Origin of the sequence: Blautia sp. 1001283B150304_161114_C9 (genome assembly GCF_015668165.1) — a bacterium.
GTDB classification, from domain to species: domain Bacteria; phylum Bacillota; class Clostridia; order Lachnospirales; family Lachnospiraceae; genus Blautia_A; species Blautia_A wexlerae.
In genome coordinates, this window is record NZ_JADPGO010000028.1 from 1 (window position 1) to 20,510 (window position 20,510).

The 20,510-nt window shown below is 40.2% G+C and carries 18 protein-coding genes and 1 pseudogene; 1 reads left to right on the forward strand and 18 read right to left on the reverse strand.

Features of this window, described 5'->3' with window-relative positions:
- Positions 1-48: 48 nt before the first annotated feature.
- Together I4V44_RS13220 and I4V44_RS13225 are read right to left on the reverse strand one after the other, a co-directional pair.
- Positions 49-1,254: a hypothetical protein gene (locus I4V44_RS13220; protein ID WP_196002836.1), complete on the reverse strand. Its 1,206-nt coding sequence runs from the start codon at positions 1,252-1,254 to the stop codon at positions 49-51.
- 520 nt (positions 1,255-1,774) lie between these two features.
- Complete coding sequence (locus tag I4V44_RS13225) at positions 1,775-2,095, reverse strand: nucleotide pyrophosphohydrolase (protein ID WP_196002837.1); 321 nt, start codon at positions 2,093-2,095, stop codon at positions 1,775-1,777.
- A 105-nt stretch (positions 2,096-2,200) separates the two neighbouring features.
- On the opposite strand from I4V44_RS13225, the pseudogene I4V44_RS18330 reads away from it, so the two are divergent.
- Positions 2,201-2,284 (forward strand): annotated as a pseudogene (locus I4V44_RS18330) (DUF6783 domain-containing protein); the annotation flags it as partial.
- 68 nt (positions 2,285-2,352) lie between these two features.
- Here I4V44_RS18330 and I4V44_RS13230 read toward each other — a convergent pair.
- From I4V44_RS13230 to acsD, 16 genes are all read right to left on the reverse strand, one after another.
- On the reverse strand, positions 2,353-4,170 hold the full coding sequence (locus I4V44_RS13230) for a DUF6320 domain-containing protein (RefSeq protein WP_118593294.1): 1,818 nt from the start codon (positions 4,168-4,170) through the stop codon (positions 2,353-2,355).
- Positions 4,167-5,117, reverse strand: a complete 951-nt coding sequence (locus I4V44_RS13235) for an alpha/beta hydrolase (protein ID WP_207744258.1) — start codon at positions 5,115-5,117, stop codon at positions 4,167-4,169. The genes I4V44_RS13230 and I4V44_RS13235 overlap by 4 nt, the downstream gene beginning before the upstream one ends.
- A 141-nt stretch (positions 5,118-5,258) precedes the next feature.
- On the reverse strand, positions 5,259-6,407 hold the full coding sequence (gene iadA / locus I4V44_RS13240) for a beta-aspartyl-peptidase (RefSeq protein WP_044952676.1): 1,149 nt from the start codon (positions 6,405-6,407) through the stop codon (positions 5,259-5,261).
- A 32-nt stretch (positions 6,408-6,439) separates the two neighbouring features.
- A complete protein-coding gene (yfcC, locus tag I4V44_RS13245) occupies positions 6,440-7,960 on the reverse strand; it encodes a putative basic amino acid antiporter YfcC (protein WP_118593293.1) in 1,521 nt (506 codons plus the stop codon).
- A 137-nt stretch (positions 7,961-8,097) separates the two neighbouring features.
- Positions 8,098-9,087: a guanosine polyphosphate pyrophosphohydrolase gene (locus I4V44_RS13250; protein ID WP_062807829.1), complete on the reverse strand. Its 990-nt coding sequence runs from the start codon at positions 9,085-9,087 to the stop codon at positions 8,098-8,100.
- Between the two features lie 100 nt (positions 9,088-9,187).
- Entirely contained in the window at positions 9,188-9,775 is a 588-nt protein-coding gene (locus I4V44_RS13255; RefSeq protein WP_118593292.1) for an ATP-binding cassette domain-containing protein, read from the reverse strand.
- 71 nt (positions 9,776-9,846) lie between these two features.
- A complete protein-coding gene (locus I4V44_RS13260; protein WP_118593295.1) occupies positions 9,847-10,635 on the reverse strand; it encodes an ABC transporter permease in 789 nt (262 codons plus the stop codon).
- The gene (locus tag I4V44_RS13265; RefSeq protein WP_243102261.1) at positions 10,613-11,587 is read right to left on the reverse strand and encodes an ABC transporter substrate-binding protein; all 975 of its coding nucleotides are present in this window, start codon (positions 11,585-11,587) and stop codon (positions 10,613-10,615) included. The genes I4V44_RS13260 and I4V44_RS13265 overlap by 23 nt, the downstream gene beginning before the upstream one ends.
- 90 nt (positions 11,588-11,677) lie before the next feature.
- Positions 11,678-12,526 (reverse strand): glucosaminidase domain-containing protein, encoded by an 849-nt coding sequence (locus I4V44_RS13270; RefSeq protein WP_243098031.1) that lies wholly within the window; start codon positions 12,524-12,526, stop codon positions 11,678-11,680.
- A gap of 1 nt (position 12,527) precedes the next feature.
- The gene (locus I4V44_RS13275) at positions 12,528-13,382 is read right to left on the reverse strand and encodes a bifunctional 5,10-methylenetetrahydrofolate dehydrogenase/5,10-methenyltetrahydrofolate cyclohydrolase (protein WP_019161829.1); all 855 of its coding nucleotides are present in this window, start codon (positions 13,380-13,382) and stop codon (positions 12,528-12,530) included.
- A 170-nt stretch (positions 13,383-13,552) separates the two neighbouring features.
- Positions 13,553-14,182, reverse strand: coding sequence for a cyclodeaminase/cyclohydrolase family protein (locus tag I4V44_RS13280; RefSeq protein WP_008703872.1), 630 nt, complete (start codon positions 14,180-14,182; stop codon positions 13,553-13,555).
- Positions 14,183-14,274: 92 nt separating this feature from the next.
- Entirely contained in the window at positions 14,275-14,943 is a 669-nt protein-coding gene (locus I4V44_RS13285; protein WP_118572220.1) for a DUF3786 domain-containing protein, read from the reverse strand.
- Positions 14,944-15,063: 120 nt separating this feature from the next.
- The gene (gene acsV / locus I4V44_RS13290) at positions 15,064-17,004 is read right to left on the reverse strand and encodes a corrinoid activation/regeneration protein AcsV (RefSeq protein WP_118569228.1); all 1,941 of its coding nucleotides are present in this window, start codon (positions 17,002-17,004) and stop codon (positions 15,064-15,066) included.
- A gap of 123 nt (positions 17,005-17,127) precedes the next feature.
- A complete protein-coding gene (gene acsE / locus I4V44_RS13295) occupies positions 17,128-17,913 on the reverse strand; it encodes a carbon monoxide dehydrogenase/acetyl-CoA synthase methytransferase subunit (protein ID WP_008703879.1) in 786 nt (261 codons plus the stop codon).
- A 100-nt stretch (positions 17,914-18,013) separates the two neighbouring features.
- On the reverse strand, positions 18,014-19,372 hold the full coding sequence (gene acsC, locus I4V44_RS13300) for an acetyl-CoA decarbonylase/synthase complex subunit gamma (protein WP_118569229.1): 1,359 nt from the start codon (positions 19,370-19,372) through the stop codon (positions 18,014-18,016).
- A gap of 22 nt (positions 19,373-19,394) precedes the next feature.
- Positions 19,395-20,339, reverse strand: a complete 945-nt coding sequence (gene acsD, locus I4V44_RS13305; protein ID WP_118633017.1) for an acetyl-CoA decarbonylase/synthase complex subunit delta — start codon at positions 20,337-20,339, stop codon at positions 19,395-19,397.
- Positions 20,340-20,510: the final 171 nt, after the last annotated feature.

Sequence of the window (20,510 nt, forward strand, 5' to 3'; positions counted from 1 at the left end):
AAGAAAACCGATGGCTTTGACTGTTATTAGTCTACACCATCGGTTTTCTCATGTCCAGCTAACCTCTGAACAGTAACCAAACCATTCTTTCTGCCTTTCCAAATCGCGAATTTGGGTAATCTTATTTTGTACTGCACACCTCTTATATAATTCATACGTAGTTAAAACCAAAATCTCCGAAGGCAAATATTTAACAGCCTTAAACATCTCAACCTCACTGTCATCAAAATAATCTGCCTCGTTTTTATTATTTCCTTTTTCATATTTATCTGCAAACTGTCCTTTACGAATTACTTCCGTCCAATAACATGCATTTTCCTCTGACATAGATATATTTATTAAGTATCTAAATACATCTTCTCTTGTAAATGGATATACACTAAACAATATATTCTCATCTACTAATTCCGGATAGTTTACATCTGCCATGCATAATGCCAATATTTCCATCATTTCAAACTCGGTATCAGGTTTGAGATATTGAAATCTCACTTCTTCTTCCGGGGTCATAAATCCTGTTTCAATCATATTTCCCCATGAACAAACAAAATTTTCTGTTTTGTCAATTTTTAAGCCCTCGCAAATATCCATATCAAGTTTTGTAGTTCTTTTTGTTGGTAGGAAATAATAGATTTCCGCAATAAATTCTTCTGTCTCGTTGTAAGCACTTGTCGTTTCTTCTATTAACCCTATAGAACCATCTGTTAATTTGACACAATTCTTAATGTAATCTAATTTAGTCTTGCCTTCTGGTAAAACAGCAATCCCTATTGGTTGTATTTCATCTTTTTCCACAGAACCCAACCACAGAATTTCCTGTCCACTATCATGAAAGAATGCTTCTATTTCCCGTTTCGCCGTATTATAAAACAGTTCTCCAACTTCATATTCCGTCAAAGAAAGATTTGAAAAGGGATAATTTATACTCGTTGTCTTCATAGCATCATAAGGCAGCAGATTGAACAAGCCAAGAATAAACACACAAGACTGCGTTCTTACAGTAACTGTCAAATCATATTTTCTTGCCAAATTTCCAATAAACGCCGCTACCCATAATTGTTTCAAAATTTCTTTATTTTCCTTTACTTTCTCCCGAATGAAGTTCATTCCCATTGCATATGCTTTATTGATTTCGTCTTCACACGCTTTTTCATTTCCTTGACAATATCTATTCAAATATCCTCGGTACAACTCTTTGCAATACTGCTCAAATTTCTCCCAACCACTTGTATAAATAAATTCCATTTTTTCCATTCACAGTTCTCTCCTCTTTGGTTTTTATAAATAAATCTTAACTCTTCACATGTACCAAAAAAGGAACACGCTTTGCCCCCTAAAAAAGGCCGCATTTCTGCGACCTTTCCTTCCGCTATCCTCTATCCCCTCTCTTTACCTCACCTCATAAACGACCTTCACAAAAGCACCTCTTTTGTTACATCTATATGTAAAGAACTATCTGTTTTTTTACATTTAAAACACGCTATACCAAGTTGTAAAGATTTTACTTTCAACTTCATTTATAAAAAAAGCTATAAGATTCCACTATTAGAATTCTTACAGCTTTCATTCTCATCATGTCACATCCCTAAATTATAATTATTTATCTTGTAACACTCACACAAAAATCTATGGGTTATTTTCGGGTTATTTCTTCCCCACAAATATCTTCCAAGTATTGATTTTACTGACTTTTTAAGGGGTTCTTCGAAGAGTGCCGTGGCATATAAATAGTATTTTTATCATTGTTCTTATAACGCCTCTTCCTTTTCCACTATTATAGCTGATCGTACTTGGCCGCACTCCCTTTTGCCTTATCTACCGGATACTTTGCTTCATTCTGCGACATCTTCATATTTATGATTTCATCTGCATCCAGTTCCAGTTTGCCTAACAGATTCTGACTATAAACCAAAACATCCGCCAATTCCTCCTTGACATGTTGCAGATCATATTCTTCATCAGACCACTGAAAACACTCTAATAACTCTGCTGCCTCAATTACGATTGATTTTGCAAGATTTGCCGGCGAATGAAACTGATCCCAGTTTCGATCTTCTGTAAATTTTCTAATTCTGTCTATTGTTTCATACTTCATAATTAAATACTCCTTTATTTTGCTACTTCTAACAATGCTTTCTGACAAAGTGAAATTATTCAGTTCAGCATTTTTAGAGCGTGTCTGAAAAAGGCTTTCTGCAAGATGTGCGTCACAATTTGTGGGATATTTTGCCCGGATGAGGGCGCCGTAGTGGGCTACGGCAACTGAATTCGGGTGAAATATCCCGCAAAGTGGGGCGTGCAGATTGCGGGAATGATTTTTCAGACACGCTCTAATGTTTCATCAACACTATTTTATACATGCAGATTTTTCTGCATCTCTTCTTTAAATTCTCTTCCTTTAAACAATATCACTGCTACAAGAAACAGGAAACATATTAACGCTCCAAACATACTTACTGTTGGATTTTTCACCACTTTGCATAAGAGTAAGATTCCCGGAAGAATCAATCCGTATCCGGCAGCCATAATTTCGTAAATAAGATACTCTCGCACAGGGCTTTTCCGCACCTTAGCGGTTACAAACATCGCTATAAGTGTAGATACACTCATGATTGGCAGCACAAGATCTACAGACCAACTGTGCCAACCGGTCAGTGCATCCCATATAAAGCAGATAATAGTACCGATAAAAAGCTGCCACATCGCATTTTTCAGCAAGTTATAGCGTTTAAAAAAGCCAATCGATGAGGCAATCCACATTGTCACAACGCCTCCGGCTGTAAATAAGGTCCAGCGAATTCTAGGATGGAAATTACACTCCGTAACAAGCATTGCTGCAACAATTGCAATACACAGAAAGCTATAAATTTTATAGACTTTCATTTCCTGTTCGCTTGGCTCATCTGTCTTTGGAAATTCAGGTTTTACTTTTTCAGATGCAATTCCCTGTTCTTTTAACAAGCGATAAAAATTACGTTCAATGTTCACTGTGTCGTATCTGGATGTAAATGCAAATGATAATTTATCCTGAAAAGAACACAAACACAATTCAAACTTAGGAGTGTTTGTGTACACACCAAATCGTTCAATATAAGGCACATAACTCGCATGCATTTTAACCGCACTCATATTAGAGAAGATTGCTGTCGTGTTCTTCTCTGAATATTTTGCCCCAGCCTGAATACATAGATTTTTCAATTCCAAAGGTGCAAGCCTCAGAATCGGATGCAGTTCCAAAGCAAGCAACTCGCTGATATGTGCTGACATCTTTTCTTTTGTCAGTTCTGTCTCAAAAAATTCTTTCGTATATTTCAGTATTGCCTCAAAACTTTGATCTTGTGTAGTAAAATTATATCCCGGCTCGATCCAATTAAAAAAATTCAGCATCGATAAAGACGGGAAAAACTTTCTTAAGTTAACCGGAACCATTAACACGACCGGCTTTTTCTTTTGCATTTTAGACATTTCTTCATTTATTGCCATCATAAATAATGCTGTCAAAAAGACTGTCATAGATACTCCGAGTTCCCTGCTCCGCTTCAATACTGCCTGAACTGAAACAACAGATTCATGGACGTGCAGATGATTTCCATCTTTCTTTTTTCTCCGTATCTGGAAAGCATGTAGTTTTCTTTTTTTCGGTCGTTTCTGATCTTTTGAATAATATTTCAAAAAACTATCAACTTCTTGATCTTGTACCGTCATATCTTCTGGTAACAATGAAACTGGTTCTAATCCATTTACTTTGTGAATAAGATAGAGATAATTTTTTACCAGTTCTTTTAAAAATTCTGTCGCTCCTGTGCCATCTGTCAATACATGGAATACTTCGAAGTTGATTCGTTTTTTATAATAGGTTACTTCAAAAAGCAGTGTCTTCTTATCCTTTATATAGAGTCTACTACAAGGCTCTTTGTACTCTTCCTTTACAATCGGTCGTAAATTACATGGCTCAAGATAATGCCAGAATAATCCTTTGCGAAGCACCATTAAAAACGTAGGAAATATTTCTATTGTCTGATTCAATGCTTCCTGCAAAACGTCAGGATTTACTTCTTCTTTCAATTCGCAGTAAAAACGAAACACTCTCGTATCTTTTTTATTACTGGCAGCAGAATATAATTTTGCTGCATTATCTAGTTTTCTCCAACGTGCTTTTTTCTTACTCACAGTGTTTCCTCTTTCAGAAATTCATTGATATAGGTAAAACTTTCCTGTACATGAAGCTGCTTGATCCCCAACGCAAAATATCCATGTAATGCATCTTTGATCCGATGTATCTCCACATAATTTCCAGCCTCTTTTAAGCGCTTCCCATATGCTTCCCCTTCATCTCGAAGTGGATCAAATTCACATGTAAGAATCAATGTATCAGGTTGATTCGCTAAATCTTCTGCTATGTATGGTGCAAAATAAGGATTCTTCTTATCCTCTTTATTTCTCGCATAAAGATCAATATAATCCTGCATCTTCCCAGCTGTCAAAAGATAATCTGTTCCATTTTCCTTAACAGATGGAAATGGTGAATTTTCTGTATAATCATTATATGTAGCCGGATAGATCAGTATCTGTCTTTTTGGCATAAATTCTCCATAATCTCTAGCCATCAAAGATAATGCTGCACAAAGATTCCCTCCGGCACTATCTCCGATCAATGTAATATTTTCGGGTTTTATGTTGAGCATAAAATCTCCGGAATATAATGTTTTCGCAACGGCATAACAATCTTCCAGACCTGCCGGGAATTTATCTTCCGGTGCCAGTCGATATTCAACTGCAACTACATATTGTCCGGTTGCATTAGCAAGCCGGGCACAAATTCTTTCATAATTATCGATACTCTCTGTAACCCAGCCACCGCCATGTATAAACAAAAGCATCTTTTTATCTTGAATATTATGTTTCTTTTCTTCACTCTCACGAAAACTTTTTTCAGTTGGAAAGAAAATACGAATCGGAACTGCATGACTCCCGTTATATATTTTCTCATCTATTTTTTTATAAAAAATCTTCATCGGATCCAATCGTTTTAAATCCGCCATATGACGAAATGCTTCTACTTCCACACCATCAAAAGACAGAGCTTTCAAAATCTTCTTCGCTGTCTGATTAATCAATACTATATTCTCCTTATACCCGTTCTTATATCTGTAAAAGACTACAAGCCTATTATATCATAAAGTGCTTATTAAAGTGAATTTAATATTGCAAAAAGCACCAGCCAACTGAATGACTGGTGCTTTTAACATCAATATACTTTATTTTGTATAAACTGTATTCCCTTTTGCAATTACTTCAACAAGCTGAAGTTCCTGGTCAAGAATACAAAGATCCGCATCATAGCCTTCTTCAACCTTACCTTTTCCTTTGAGCCGAAGAATATCTGCCGGATTAGATGTAATTGTAGAAATAGCTATTTCTAAAGGAATTTCTGTTTTAAATACACATTCCTTTACTTCCTTCAGAAGGCAGCTGGACTGTCCAACGCCCATTCCAAGGAATTCGCCATCACTACTGTACATCGGAAGGCTTCCCTGTCCATCAGAAGAAATTGTCATGCGGTCAGGATTTACTCCTGCATCCAGCATCCGTTTAATACCATTACATACACGTACCTCATCACAGATAGTTTCCCAATAGTCAATATCTTCATTTCCGGTAAAATCTACTGCTCCGCCTTTCAGCGCATACTCAATCGACTTGCCAAAAAGCATCTCATTTCGATTGATATGTGTTGGCAGTATTTGAGAAGCCGGTATCTCTGTCTCATCTACCACTCGTTCAATAAGATCTAAGCATCTCGGACTGTCGCCAAGATGAACATTTACAATACCAGCTTTCCCGGAAAGAACACCGCCAAGTCTTGTATCCGCAACGACACGCGCAAATTCCTCAAAAGTCGGCTGTGAAGAACGATGATCAGAAATCGCGATTTCTCCGGTTCCAATGATTTCCTGAATCATCATAATATCTTTGACAATACTGTCCGTCAACGTGTGAACCGGAATCTGATAACTGCCTGTATAACAGTATGCAGACATTCCCTGCTCATTCAATCCTTTTGTCTTTGCAACCAGTGCACACATATCACGACCGATTCCATCCGTTCCAAGGCAGCCAACAACTGTTGTTACTCCAAACTTCGTAAGTCCTTCCATAGTTGCTTCCGGAGTACGATTGGCGAATCCACCTTCGCCACCGCCTCCAAGTACATGAACATGACAGTCAATGAATCCCGGAGTTAAAAGTAACCCCTCTCCATTGATCATTTCTGCCTCAGAAAGAAATCCGTCTGCGCATATAGAGCCTGCATCTTTAATCTTGACAATCTTATCATTGATTATAAGTACATCTTTTTTCCCCAGATGCTGTGGGGCATAGACATCAATATTCTGAATTAATTTCATCATAAATCACTCTCAATTATCAAATGTATGTTTTAGAATCCAGTTCCAACTGCAATAAGAATTGTAATAATTGCACCAATCATTAATACGCCAAGGAATTTCCACATGAATTTAATCCAGTTAGACCACTCAATCTTTGCAATTGCAAGAGATCCGATCAGACATCCAGATGTAGGAACAATCAGGTTTGTAAATGCATCACCAAGCTGGAATGCAACTACAGCTGTCTGACGTGAAACGCCTAACAGGTCTGACAGTGGAGCCATGATCGGCATTGTGATTGCAGCCTGTCCTGTTCCGGATACAACGAAGAAGTTGAATACGGACTGGAACAGATACATAAGTACTGCTGCAACTGCTCCGGAAACTCCAGACAGTGCATTTGAAATATTATACATAATTGTATTAATAACCGTAGGTGTTGTCGGATCAGATCCACCAAGAACCTGCATGATACCCTGTGCCATAGCAACAACAAGTGCAGCACCAATCAGGTCTTTTGCTCCATCTTTAAATGATGTTGCGATATCATTCAGTTTCATATCGTTCAGTTTAAAGATAACTCCGATCACACCGGAAACAATTCCCATAATGAAGAACTGTGTAGCAATCTCTGGCATGTAGTATCCTTGAGTCATAACTCCCCAAATTACCCATACTACTGTAGCAGCCAGTGTCAGAAGAACTAAAATGTGTCCAAGACCAAATGAATGTCCTTCGTCAATTCCTGTTTTTTCATTCTGCTCACGGAAATATGCATCGGTCTTATATGCGATTGAGATTGTCGGAGTCTTTTTGATCTTTGATGCATAGAACATAGTCATTCCACAGCCGAGTGCTGTAAATACTACCCACATTACCATACGGAATCCTGCTCCGGAGAATACGTCAATACCTGCAATTCCCTGTGCAATACCTACAGAGAATGGATTCATCCATGATGAACCGAAACCAATCTGTGTTGCAACATAAGTAACAAGAACTGCAATAACTGAATCGTATCCAACTGCTACAAACAACGGACAAAGAATCATAGTAAACGGAAGTGCTTCTTCTCCCATTCCAAAAACTGCTCCACCAAGAGAAAACAATACGAAAAGTATCGGAATCAGCAATTTTTCTGCTCCCTTTGCCTTACGGATCAATCCAATCAATCCGGATTCAATCGCTCCTGTACGGATCATGATACCGAATGCACCGCCTACTACCATAAGAAATGCGATAATCTCGATTGCAGAACTGCTTACGATTCCGTTATACATATAGTTGAAGAATCCTGTTCCACCATCTCCACTAAAGAGTGCTACTCCTTCTGTTACTACATTTCCTGCATCATCTGTCAGATACTGGAAACTTCCGTCTTTGATTACTGTACGGGTTTTCTCAACACCATTGATCATATACGAAATATCCTGTGTTTCGTAAAATCCCTTTGGCACAAGGAAAGTCAGAAGTGCAGCGACAACAACTACTAAAAAGATAATAATGTAGGTGTCAGGCACTTGAAACCCCTTGTTAAAAGACTTTAACCCTTTTCCTTCTTTTTTGCTCATTTTCGAGTTTCCCTCCCATTTTTAATATACTATATCAGTGTACCATAGAATGCCTAAAATATAACTAAAAATTTACATATTTTATCAATTTTTGTCATTTCCCTGTATTTTTATACAGCAAAAGATAGGTGTTTTATTCAATCAATCACATCATTCTGAAATCTTGACAAATGTTCATAAGGTAATATCAGTCTTCCCCTGAACAGTCCGCACCCATCATTGATCAGACTGTTATCTACTGCGGAAAACATATTTACATCCAGATCTGCCAGTTCCAGCTGCAAAAGACGCATGCCCCGTTCATAGGCTTCATCAAAATAAACGCACTCGCCTTCTGGAATAGCATCACGTCTTGCACGCTCATCCTGCTGTTTCTTCTCATATCCCAGATGATTCGCCGGACCAATTTCCGCAGTGTCATCCATTTTCTGAGTACGTAGCTGCACCTCCATGAAAGAACGGGAACTGTTATCATAAACTGTGATATGTAATGACTGATATCCTTCCCCGCTGGTTCCACAGATATAATCCCGGTAATACATCTTCACATCTTCATTAAGAAGCGGCGACGTACTTTTCTTTACTCCATAGGCAGACTCCACCGTAAACCCTCGTTCTTCCAGGAACCCGGGAAGAACATTGGCAATCTCATAAAGATAGCGGATCGACGCCGTTTCCTGATCTTCTCCTGGTTTCAGATGACACTTGGGCATACACAACACAATTCTGTATGCAATAAAATCCCGAAAACAACTGAGTTTATTTTTCAGTTCCGACACAGGAGGATAGGTTCCATGTTTTGTATAATAATCGTAAATATATTCCACAATATAGCCGTTAAATTTCTCTTCTGCCCGGATCAGCGATTTGATCCTTCCTTTAAATGTAAACGCAAGAAACGGATATTCATGAGCCATATATTTATAAAATTCCCGGATCTTCTGGGACTGGGCCGTAAGGAAATCATTGTGTTCTAAAAGCTCTGTGATCTGAATCAGGAAATTCACATGCATCATATCAATCTCATTATGAGTAAGTTTCGCTTCTTTTCTCAGATCCCGGGTATATTTCTGTAAAATTTTTAAAACCGTATCTCCTGAATACAGGTAATCATTTAATGTAATCATAAGCTTTTCCTCTTTTGGAGTTATAGCGTGTTTGAAGATTGTAGAAATGATTTTTCAAACACGCTATAATCTATAACCGAAATTTAGTTTTTCATTAATTTTAATGCTTTGTCAATATATCTACTGTTCTGTCAGCCTTTAACCAAACTGCTTCTTTTTCTTCATGAGTAACAAAGATCAACGTCTTTCCCTCCGTCTTTTTCAAAATATAATCAATTGTTTTTGCTCTGGTTTTTTCATCAAGACCTCTGAGAGGTTCATCCATGATCACACAGTCTGATTCAGCCAGCAATGCCCTCAGGATAGATACTCTCCTGCGCATTCCTCCACTCAGTTCACGAACCGGTTTCTGCCAAACTTCAGTAAGCGCAACTGCTTTATACGCCTCCTCCAGTTCTCTGTCTGTTATTGTTTCTGTACATACCAGTCTTATATTAGAAGCAGCGCTCAGATTTTCACACAGACGATCTTCCTGAAATACTGCACTGAGTTTCCTGTTACTTACCCCTTTTATTTTCCCCTTATCCGGAACATCCAGTCTCAGAAGAAGCCGTATCAGTGTTGTTTTGCCACATCCGGATCTTCCTCTGATACAAGTGGTTTTCCCTTCCGGAAAAACACAGGACAAGTCTCGCAGTACCTGCTGCTCTCCGTATGCTTTACTGACATGATCTACCTTTATATCCATATCTTTTCTCCGCCTGTAACATACCTCGTAAATAATACATTTAAGAGGATTATCATAAATCAAAACTTCTATTATCTATGTTCTATCATATAAACTATCCTGCTTACAATTCCAAGAAAACACTTTTCAAATACAAAACTGATCACAATGATCACAATCGTCCACGCAAAAAGATCAGGAGTATTCAGGTATATTTTTGCATTATACAGCTTCTCTCCAATAGAACCTGAGGGTACTCCGATAACCTCTGCTGCCACTCCTGCTTTCCAGCACATCCCAAGTGAAAGTCTGCATGCAGAGAGAAAATAAGGCAGTACCTGCGATACATAAATATACCTGATCTGTCTTCTGAGATTCACACGAAATACTTTTGCCATTTCCAGTATCTTCCTGTCCGTCTGTCGTATTCCTTCAAGGATATTTGTATATATCACCGGCAGAACCATAAGAAAGGAAATAAAAACCGACAGATTTCTCGAAGGAATCCATATCAGGCACAAAATAATAAAAGATGCCACAGGTGTAGATTTGACCACTGCGATCACAGGTGCTATCAGGATTTCCACTGTTTTTGACCAATATGCCAATATTGCCAGAAAGATTCCCAGAAACACAGCCAGAAGAAATCCTGTCACAATGCGTACAAAACTAAATCCGACAGAATACCAGAAATTTCTGCTGAAAATCAGTTCAAAAAGCTTTTGGATAACAGAAACAGGAGATGCCAGAAGGATCTCCTGTTTCAGATACATACTCGCAAACTGCCAGATTGCAATCCAGAAAAGCACTGCTAATATACGAATTCCTGTATATTTCGTTCCATTGTCAGTTTTTGCTCTATCGTTTGTAATAGAATGCATCATCCGGCAACTGTCCTCCTATAATCTCAGGATTCTGATCATCCAGAGTTGCCAGATATCCTGAAAGCATGGTTTTCATCTCATCACCTTCAATAAACACAATACTGCAGTCAGGGATTGCTTTCTGTGCAACTTCTTTTGCAATAATATCATGATCTCCTATGATCTGGGCCGCAGCTTCTGTGTCACTGTTGACAAAATCTACAGATTCTTTATACGCATCCATAAAATCATTTACTTTATCTGCATGATCCTGAACAAACTCATTGTTTGCGATCACAACACCTGTCACAAGTTTACTTCCGTCATCCATGGAATCTTCCCACAGTTTATTCAGATTCAGGGCAACTTTCAGCTTATCGTTTTTCATCAGCGCTGTAGTTACAAAAGGCTGTGGAAGAAGTCCAACTGCTGTCTGATCCTGCACAAGTGCGGAAACCACCTCTGCGTGCTCAGATTTATATTCAACAGTCACATCTTTTTCAGGGTCGATTCCATTCGCTTTAAGAACAGAGTTCAGGGCATATTCCGGAGTTGCACCCTTTCCACTGGCATAAATGGTCTTTCCCTTAAGATCTTCCACAGATTTTACACTGTCTCCATTCTCCACAATGTAGAGAACACCCAACGTATTGACCGCCAGAACACTGACATCCTTATCTGTCTTCTGATACAACGTTGCTGCCAGATTTGCCGGAACAGCTGCAATATCAAGCTTGTCCTGTACTACCATCGGAACAATCTCATCCGGAGATGCAGCAATGGTAAAATCGTATCCGTCTTCATCAAGAAGCTGCGCCATTCCCATTGCTGTCGGACCTTTCAAGACACCTATCCGGACAGCATCCGAAGATGATCCTTCGGATGCCCATACACTGACCGCTCCAGTATTACCGGCCAATCCTGCACATATACACAAAGCCATTGCACAGATCATCAATTTTCTTTTCATTTTACTCAACATCCTTTCTTTATTTAAGAATTTAAAAATCATTCACAGCAGTTCAGAAAAACAATGTAAATAAGACGCTAAGTTCCGTTTTTATGTCCCGGATTTCAAATCTGTCAGTATTTTTCTTAATTTACTTCCATAATCCTTTCCTGCAGCCCAGCCACCGCCATAAGGATTTTCCTGGATTCCCAGCCATTCCACGTAAGGTGCAGTCTCTCTTGTCACGTAATCGAAGCGTTCATCTACACATTCCTGATTCAGGGAATCTGTGGAGGCGTAGGCTTTGAGATGCTGAACCTGAGCACGGATTCCTGTTCTTACGTCAGGAAATGCGATTCCTTTGACCCCACCTCCGGTTGTTCCAAGACCTGCGAAATTAAACTGGTCGATTCCCGCATCACCGCCGAAACTCAACCATCCGGTTTCCAGCATTGCCTGCGCAAAGACTACTTCGCCACGTACATTCTCGGCATTTGCCTCCTCTACAATAATGTTACAGAAGGTATCTATATCAGATGCTCCGCCGCCACTGAGTTCTTCAGATGGGTAAGTGCATCCCTGATTGTTGTATAATGAACACATTTCATCAACGGAAACAGTTGTTCCGCCCATAATCGTGTAGTATCCATAGGTATTATCTGTCGGGTCTTCATCGGAGATAACTTCTTCTCCGCTATTTTCTGCATTTTCGAGATATTTGGGTTTGGAGATCTGGCCCTCTCCTGAATGGTCAGTTTCCTGACTGTTTTTTTCTGTACTATCAGTTGTTTTAGCTATTGTATCGTCATCTGGGGTATTTGCAGCATCGTCTGCCGCGCTGTTTTCTGTATCAGTGGACGCTGTCCCTTCACTGGCACTTACTAAAGCAGGTGCCCCGAACATCAGGGCACCTGTCATTGTCATAAGCAGCCAGAAATTTTTTCCCAGCACTTTTTTCATCTTATGCGTTTACCTTTCTCATTGCAGCTTCTACCACATGACCAACCAGTACAGAAGTTGTTACACTTCCAACACCGCCAGGTACAGGTGTAATAGCATCTACGATAGGCTCTACTGCTGCGTAATCAACATCACCGCAGAGTTTACCTTCTGCATTTACGTTGATACCTACATCGATGATTGTCTGACCTTCTTTTACATATTCGGCACCAACAACACCGGCGCGGCCTGCTGCTACAATAATGATATCTGCTTCACGTGCTACAGACGGCATATCTACAGTTCTTGTGTGGCAGATTGTAACAGTTGCGTTCTTTTTAACCAGCATCATTGCTGCAGGTTTACCAACAACAAGGCTTCTTCCGATCACTACTGCCTTTTTGCCTGTGCAGTCGATTCCATAATGATCAAGGATTTCCATACAAGCCTGTGGTGTACATGGCGGGAAACCGATTTTCTTACCTGTGAATACACCGGACATGGAAAGGTCTGTCATACAGTCAACGTCTTTTTCAGGAGCAAGTGCGTTTTCGATCACTGCCTGATCCAGATGTTTTGGAAGCGGACGGAATAATAATACGCCGTGAATACTGTCATCTTTGTTTACTTTATCGATAGTTGCAAGAAGCTCTTCCTGAGCAACGTCCTCCGGAAGTAAAATCTTTTCACATGCAACACCTAAAGTTTCGCAACGTTTTGTTGCTCCTCTTTCATAGGATATATCGCTTGGGTTTTCACCAACACGAATAATGCAGAGGGTAGGATTTACTCCTTTTCCCTGAAGCTCTGCTACGTTTGCTTTGATTTTCTCGTTTAATGCTGCTGTTACTTCTTTACCTAATAACTGCTTAGCCATTTGTCGTTCCCTCCGAAATTATACGTTATTATTCTATACTGTATCTGAATGATTTCAGCATAATCGCCTCATAAATCATATGCACTCTGTAAAAATTACATCTAATAAATAACTTTACACTTTGTTAAAAGAGACGGAAAACAATACAGAAATTTCTATTTTATTTACTATTATTTCAGTCTGCCAAGTACGCTGTTGAATGTGTCATCTGCGATCTTTGTATATTTCTCAAGCATCGCATCTGCTTTTCTGTTTAATTCTTCTGCATACTCTCTGTCAGCCATGGATTTTGTGTTAATGTATACGTTCAGGCTGGCACCCTGTAATGCTGCTTTACAGAAAGCTGCACCAACGCCTGCATCACTGATGGCAAGCTTAGAGCCTTTTGCACCGAATTCTACGATCAGTTCAATTGCTTCACAGCATTTCTCCATGATCTCCATTGGTACAGAGCAGGCATCTTTTAATACGATCTCCATAACTCTGGCTTTCTCAGCTTTCTCTTCTTCTGTTTCCTTTGGCATTCCATATGCCTTTGATAATGGCTCGAATACTTCTGCATCACGCTCAATCAGACGAAGGAAATCCTTCTGTAACTGATCGCATTTTGCTTTTAATTCGTACATTTCGTCTTCAACATCCGCATATTTCTTTTTTCCTACAGTAAGGCTTCCTACCATATTTCCAAGAGCAGTTCCTACTGCACCAACTAATGCAGACGCACCGCCGCCGCCCGGAACCGGAGCCTTGGATGCCAGAACTTCAACGAATTCTGTACATGTACTTGTTGAAAATCCCATTTTTTCTCCCTCTTTCTTTCTGTTTATATTTACTTATTTGACTCTGATATCTGCGGATTATCCTGCAACCTCTATAATCCTGATATCATTTGTCATTTCTGAACGCATTTCAGGTATGCTTTCAGTGAACCGATGATCACATCTCCCATAACAGCCATATCCTCTGCCTGAAAAGAAACAGGGAAGTTGTCAGAAAAGAGAATCTGTGAAGACGGTGGAAATTCATCATCGCCTTCCCAGAGGATCATCTGCACTTTGTATTCCGGGAAAATCTCCACTTCATAAGCAATATCACCATGCTTTACAGAAACTGCCTTGATATGCTCCATAATTGCTTTGAAATCTCCCAGACGATTTCCATAGGAAAATGCCAGACGTTTGATGCATCTGCCGTCAAACTGCCTTAAATATACCTCGCCCCATGGCATCTCACGATATGTTTTAAATTTTCCGGAACTTTCAGATTTCACTCCATTTAAGAGAAAACGAATGGTCAGGATTCTGGCATAAATCATATCTTCCAGCGGATAAAAGCCTCTATCATCCGGCGTATGTGTTACTGTAAAATCCGGCCATGTAATCTGATACTGTGTTCCAAGAAAAGTTAATGTCAGTGTTTTTGTTTCTTCATCGTAAGGAATGGACAGCCTTGAAGCTATTTCTTTGGGATCTGCCGCTGCAAACTCCTGTGTATAATGCTCCCATGGCATTCTTTCCTTGCTGTCTTTTTCATAATTTAAATCATTTAAGCTAAAAGCCATTCTAAGTCTCCACAGACAGGACAGACAAAATATACTTGCCTGCCCTGTTACTTTTTATTCATTCAGGCGCGGCAATCGTTACGGTTCACTCCCGGTAACCTGCCGTATGCCGTATAAATATCAGCGGTTCTGAACCTCTTCCATTACTGTTGGGAACATACTGGTATCTGTATGAGGAATGAAACATGCTCCTACAAATTCATCCATATAGATCGGAACTGTGGAAAGTTCCATATATGTCATGTTAGAAGCCAGTTCGTATGTCTTCTTCTCTGCCGGTGTTGACAGAAGCATAAGATATGCACCTGTCAGGGAAGAGTTACCGATATAATGGAATTTCTCGATTGGAATATCCGGGAACATACCGATGTTGACTGCATTCTGCATGTTAATACCACTTCCGATACCACCTGCAACATAGACATCATCAATCATGCTCACATCAAAGTCCAGAGAAGTCAGCATGGTACGGATAGCTGAGAAGATCGCGCCTTTTGCACGGATAAAGTTATCAATATCAACTTCTGTGATCTCGACATCTTTTACTGATCCTGCCTCTTCTTCAAAAGCAAGGATATAGCTTCCCATTCCATATTTATCATGTTTGATTCTCTTACCTTCGCGGATAAATTTACCTTTCGGGTTGATGATTCCGCAGATATAAAGTTCACTGATTACGTCGATGATGCCGGAACCACACAAACCTACAGGTTTGGTTCCCGGATCACCTACGATCTTGTAAGTCGGTTCCATCGTCTCTTTATCAATGGTACATGCTTCGATTGCACCATCTGTTGCACGCATACCACAGCTGATGTCACCACCCTCAAAGGCAGGGCCTGCAGAACATGCACAGCTCATCATAAAGTCTGAGTTACCAAATACAAGCTCTCCGTTTGTACCAAGGTCGATAAAAAGTGAGAACTCTGGTCTGTTCCAGATCTGGCTGACCATTGTACCGGCTGTGATATCACCGCCTACATAGCTTCCGATATTTGGTGCCATAATAATATGGGCATCTTTATTAATCTCAATTCCCACATCGGAAGCAAAAAGGGAATTGGTCTTAAAGAATGCAGGGATATACGGTTCTGTACGTAATGGATCAGAATTGATTCCTGCAAACAGATGATTCATAGTTGTGTTGGATGCTACACACATCCTGTATATACGGTTTGCCGGGAAATTTGCACTTCTGCACATCTCATGGATCATAGGATTGATTGTTTCCTTGATGACAGCATCCTGCAGTTTTTTCTGTCCGCCAGGTTTCTGTGATTCCACGATTCGGTTAATTACATCCGCACCGAAACGAATCTGTCCGTTTCCGGCAGAACTCTTTGCAAGAATATCACCATTCTCCATATTAATCAGTACAGCTGAAACGGTTGTTGTACCGATATCTACTGCAAGACCACCGATCACTACATCTTCATCTTTACCGAAAATATCATATACAAACATATCATCAGATGTAGCACGAATCACACACTTCACTGCAAAATTATTCTCTCGCAGTACATCCGGAAGTTTCTTTAAAACTGCATAAGGAATCCGGACTCTGCTGATATTTAAATATTTGCGCAGGGCACGTGTCAGTCTCTCATTATCCGGCATTGTATCGTCTAAAGATGGCGGAGTCATGACAACATCCACTACCTCAAGACTGTTTTTCAGTTCTATGCCAGCAAGTTCCACATCTCGTTTGGCATTTTCAAAAATGGCTATTTCCTCTTTAGAGCTTAAATCAGCTACTTTCATTCTGCTCTTATAGGCAGATGCAATATCAGGTACCAGCACATTTACATCTGCACTGATCTTGCTGCAGCATGCAAGGCGCCATCCTTCCTGATATTCCTCATCAGAAATGTGTAATGTCTTTTTGCTCTCCAGTTCTCCGCTTTTTAACTGGACACGGCATTTTCCGCAGGCTCCGTTTCCGGAACATGGTGCATCGATCGCCACATTGGCTCCCCGTGCAACCTCGAGTAAATTATCCCCCGCATTGGCATAAGCTTCTACCACACTGCCATCTTCGAATGAAAATGTTACCTTAAACATTCGGCAACCACCTTTCTCATAGTCGTTAATAGCCTGTAATAAAACGAGGGCTGAAGACCGAAGCCTTCAGCCCCCATAATTATGTATTCAATTTATTCAAATACGCTTTATCAGAAATACTGATTAGATTTCCAGATAGGAATCTGCATACAGTGTATTGCCTTTGAATACATCACAGGATTTAATAGTTTCCATCAGACGAAGGTCGTTAGGGTTAACGATCGCAGATGTAAGACCATTCATCATAGCCATTGCTACAAGAGCAGAGTCCATGATCGGACGGATATGTTTCGGCATACCGTTACTGTTATTGGAAAGACCACCTGTGGAGTTCAGTCCCATATCAGAGAACATTTTGATTGCTTCAAGAACTTCCATCTGTTTGTCCTGCATTCCTTTTACAACCAGGAATAACGGGTCAAACCAGAGATCTTCAGCTTCCATACCAAGAGACATACCTCTTTCAAGCATGTTCTGGCAGTGCATCATACGTTCATCATTGTCTGCTGCTACCATACCGGAAGAGCAAAGTGCGATACAGATGGCATCGTTTGCTGCTGCAAGGTCAATGTTTGTGATTCTGTCACCAGCATCAGCGGAGTTAACGATCGGTTTTCCTTTTGCTCTGTTGTATACAGAAATACCAGCTTCAATAGCTTTCTTATTTGTTGTATCCAGTGCAAGCGGAACATTGTCGAATTCTGACTGAAGGAGCTGTACAGCCCATTTCATCAGGTCTTCTCCGTCGTTCTCAGCAGGTCCGATATTTACATCAAGGTAAGTTGCGCCAGCATCAAGCTGCTGTTTTGCTCTTTTGATGATCGGCTCTGGATCTCTTTCTGTAAATGCTTTGTTTACTGCAGGTGCAGTAGTGGAAAGTCTTTCTCCGATTGTTACAAATTTTGCCATAACCGTGTTCTCCTTTTTATTTATTTACACAGGATAAAACCTGTATGCTTCTCATTAAACGCCAGACCGGACAGATGCCCGGCCCGGCATGTTAATCCCATCAGATCTGACCGTCTGCCTGCATATCCTTTAAGAATTTAACAAGCTGTACAGCTTCTCTTGGTCCAACGATGATTTCCCATCCAGGAAGTTTTGCTTCAAGGTCACCCTTAAGAACTGCTACCTTACCTGGGATAATAAGCTTTCTGGATTTCACCTTAGGCTCAACATTTTCTTTGATATAAGCGGAAATGCTGTTGCCGGAGAATTTACCAGCTGCCCAGGATGTCAGTACGGAAAGTCCGCCTGCATCATTGATTACCAGGTTAAGCGGAACACCGGAACGCTCCAGCTCGCCGGATACAACGAAATATGTAAGAGCGAAGTCTACAGTAGTAACTACTACCGCATTCTCATCAGCACCATTTAACGGATAGATGCCTGGCTCAACTTTCATTGGTTTCTGCGGGTCAGTATAAACGTTCTGACGCAGACCATATAATGGAAGAGCTTCTGCATATGTCATCTGCTCCATAACGATGATGGAACCATATTTCATTGTAAACATAGATGCTAAAGCTGCCTGTAAGTGAAGGTCACCTTTTGCAATCTTAACAAGGTTTACGATAGATGGATAACCAAATGTTCTGTCCTGATCTTTCAGAGCTGCACGACGAACCTGTACAGTGTTTGCAAAGGTTTCTTTGATGTCAGCGCCTGTTGTATCAAGAACAAGGTTCTTGTTTCCAAGTTTTTCAAGAGCTGCTGTTGTATCATATAATTCATTTAAGTCTTTACCGGATACACCGAGAACAACACCTGCTTCTGTAGCAACTGCGTTCATTGCTTCATAGTTGGAAGCATCTGCACCGTTTAAGACCGGTTTGCTGTCTTTGCATACTGCAAGAGCTGCCTTTGCGATTTCAGGATCTTTGCATTCAAGAACTAAAGTTCTTCCAAGACCTGCTGCTTTTTCTACAAGTGCTGTATATTTAGCTGCATCTGCACCTTCGCCACAGTTTACATATACAAGTTCAGCATACATTCTTTCACCGATACGGTCATAATCTACCTTCGGGATCTCTGCAAGTTTTGCCTCTACTGTAGCATCATCCATGCATGTGCACAGAGCTACTGCATATCTTGGCTTGCTTACAAATGTTTTTTCGTGTCTGAATAATACTGTTTCTCCACCCAGACTATGTTCTTCTGCACCAGTACCAATTTTGATTGTCTTCATTGGCGGAGCAGTTGCCTCGGAAAGAGATGCTAAAGCTTCATCAGACATATGCGGACATTGTTCGATTTTCATAGCGCCCTGAGCAACCTTCATAGAGAAAGCCATACATGTTGGGCATCCGCATTCCTTACAGTTTTTCTTTGGTGTTAATTTAAAGATCTGAATACCATTCAGTGCCATTTTATTTGTTCCTCCTATTCAATTACGCAAGTGCTTTGATCATTCTGGAAATAGCTGCAACAGCTTCCGGATGTCTTAAGATGACTGCATCAGATCCGGCTGCAAGGTCAGCAGCAGCTGTCATAACTTCCATATCGATTCCACGCTCTTCTTCCGGTCCCCATTCAGGCATATCAGCTTCAGAAGCTGTAGCTTCTTTTACGCCCCATGTCTCAGCGGATACCGGTGTAATGATAGGCATCTGCAGCATGTTATCATTCTGAGATAAAGCTGCACCTTTGATACGGTCCATTGTAGATACAACGTACTCATATCCATATCCGGCAGCAGCACTACCGATATTCATAACGATCTTCTGTGCGTTAACGCCTAACTGAGTAGTTACAACGTTAAGCTGTTTAGCAAGGTTGATATCTACGGCAGATTCTGCACCTACGATCTGATCGTAAGCAAGTCCTGCTGCAGCACCGATTGCTTTGTAGTTTTCTTCTTTTTCAGAAAGGATCAATACATTTCTTCCCTGAAGAGCTTCTGCTACTTTCGGAAGAAGTTCAGCGTCTTTCTCTACGTTCTTGCATCCTTCTACTACTAATGGTGCATCAATTGCATCAGCAACTTCTTTTACAACTGCGATAAGTTCATCAACAGATTTGTTTACACCGTTCGGATCTCCACCTTCAAGGATAAGAGCTACAAAGTCAGCACCTTCCATATCTGCTGCTTTTTTAGCCATTTCTCCGATTGTGGAAGCTCCGTCATAGTATGCTTTGATACCTTCGGATACAATATTCTCAAGACCCATATCAGAGATTTCCACACCGATCTTAGGTGTGTTTTCTGATGGTGCATCAAAAGAATAGAATGGATAAGTAGAGTCTCCGCCGATTGTTACAGTCTTATCTCCGCTGCCAATGGTGACTGTATTAATCTTTGCATTGAATTTCTGAAGTTTCTGATTAAACGGCATTTTTTTGGCCTCCTTAAAAAAATTACTGTGTGTATGTATCTTTTCGCAGACTTACACATTATGTCGAATATAGTATACAACATTATCATACTTATTGACAAGGGCAGGATATTATGTTTTGTTAAAAATGCAACAATCTTTATACTGTATCTATAAATATAGCAACTGCTC

Bases quoted from the DNA above. Each gene is read 5' to 3' on its own strand.
- I4V44_RS13220 (WP_196002836.1), bottom strand. From the start codon at position 1,254: ATGGAAAAAATGGAATTTATTTATACAAGTGGTTGGGAGAAATTTGAG.
- I4V44_RS13225 (WP_196002837.1), bottom strand. From the start codon at position 2,095: ATGAAGTATGAAACAATAGACAGAATTAGAAAATTTACAGAAGATCGA.
- iadA (WP_044952676.1), bottom strand. From the start codon at position 6,407: ATGAAATTAATTCAGAATATTGATGTCTATGCCCCACAGCATCTGGGG.
- yfcC (WP_118593293.1), bottom strand. From the start codon at position 7,960: ATGAGCAAAAAAGAAGGAAAAGGGTTAAAGTCTTTTAACAAGGGGTTT.
- I4V44_RS13250 (WP_062807829.1), bottom strand. From the start codon at position 9,087: ATGATTACATTAAATGATTACCTGTATTCAGGAGATACGGTTTTAAAA.
- I4V44_RS13255 (WP_118593292.1), bottom strand. From the start codon at position 9,775: ATGGATATAAAGGTAGATCATGTCAGTAAAGCATACGGAGAGCAGCAG.
- I4V44_RS13260 (WP_118593295.1), bottom strand. From the start codon at position 10,635: ATGCATTCTATTACAAACGATAGAGCAAAAACTGACAATGGAACGAAA.
- I4V44_RS13265 (WP_243102261.1), bottom strand. From the start codon at position 11,587: ATGAAAAGAAAATTGATGATCTGTGCAATGGCTTTGTGTATATGTGCA.
- I4V44_RS13270 (WP_243098031.1), bottom strand. From the start codon at position 12,526: ATGAAAAAAGTGCTGGGAAAAAATTTCTGGCTGCTTATGACAATGACA.
- I4V44_RS13275 (WP_019161829.1), bottom strand. From the start codon at position 13,382: ATGGCTAAGCAGTTATTAGGTAAAGAAGTAACAGCAGCATTAAACGAG.
- I4V44_RS13280 (WP_008703872.1), bottom strand. From the start codon at position 14,182: ATGGGATTTTCAACAAGTACATGTACAGAATTCGTTGAAGTTCTGGCA.
- I4V44_RS13285 (WP_118572220.1), bottom strand. From the start codon at position 14,943: ATGGCTTTTAGCTTAAATGATTTAAATTATGAAAAAGACAGCAAGGAA.
- acsV (WP_118569228.1), bottom strand. From the start codon at position 17,004: ATGTTTAAGGTAACATTTTCATTCGAAGATGGCAGTGTGGTAGAAGCT.
- acsE (WP_008703879.1), bottom strand. From the start codon at position 17,913: ATGGCAAAATTTGTAACAATCGGAGAAAGACTTTCCACTACTGCACCT.
- acsC (WP_118569229.1), bottom strand. From the start codon at position 19,372: ATGGCACTGAATGGTATTCAGATCTTTAAATTAACACCAAAGAAAAAC.
- acsD (WP_118633017.1), bottom strand. From the start codon at position 20,339: ATGCCGTTTAATCAGAAACTTCAGAAATTCAATGCAAAGATTAATACA.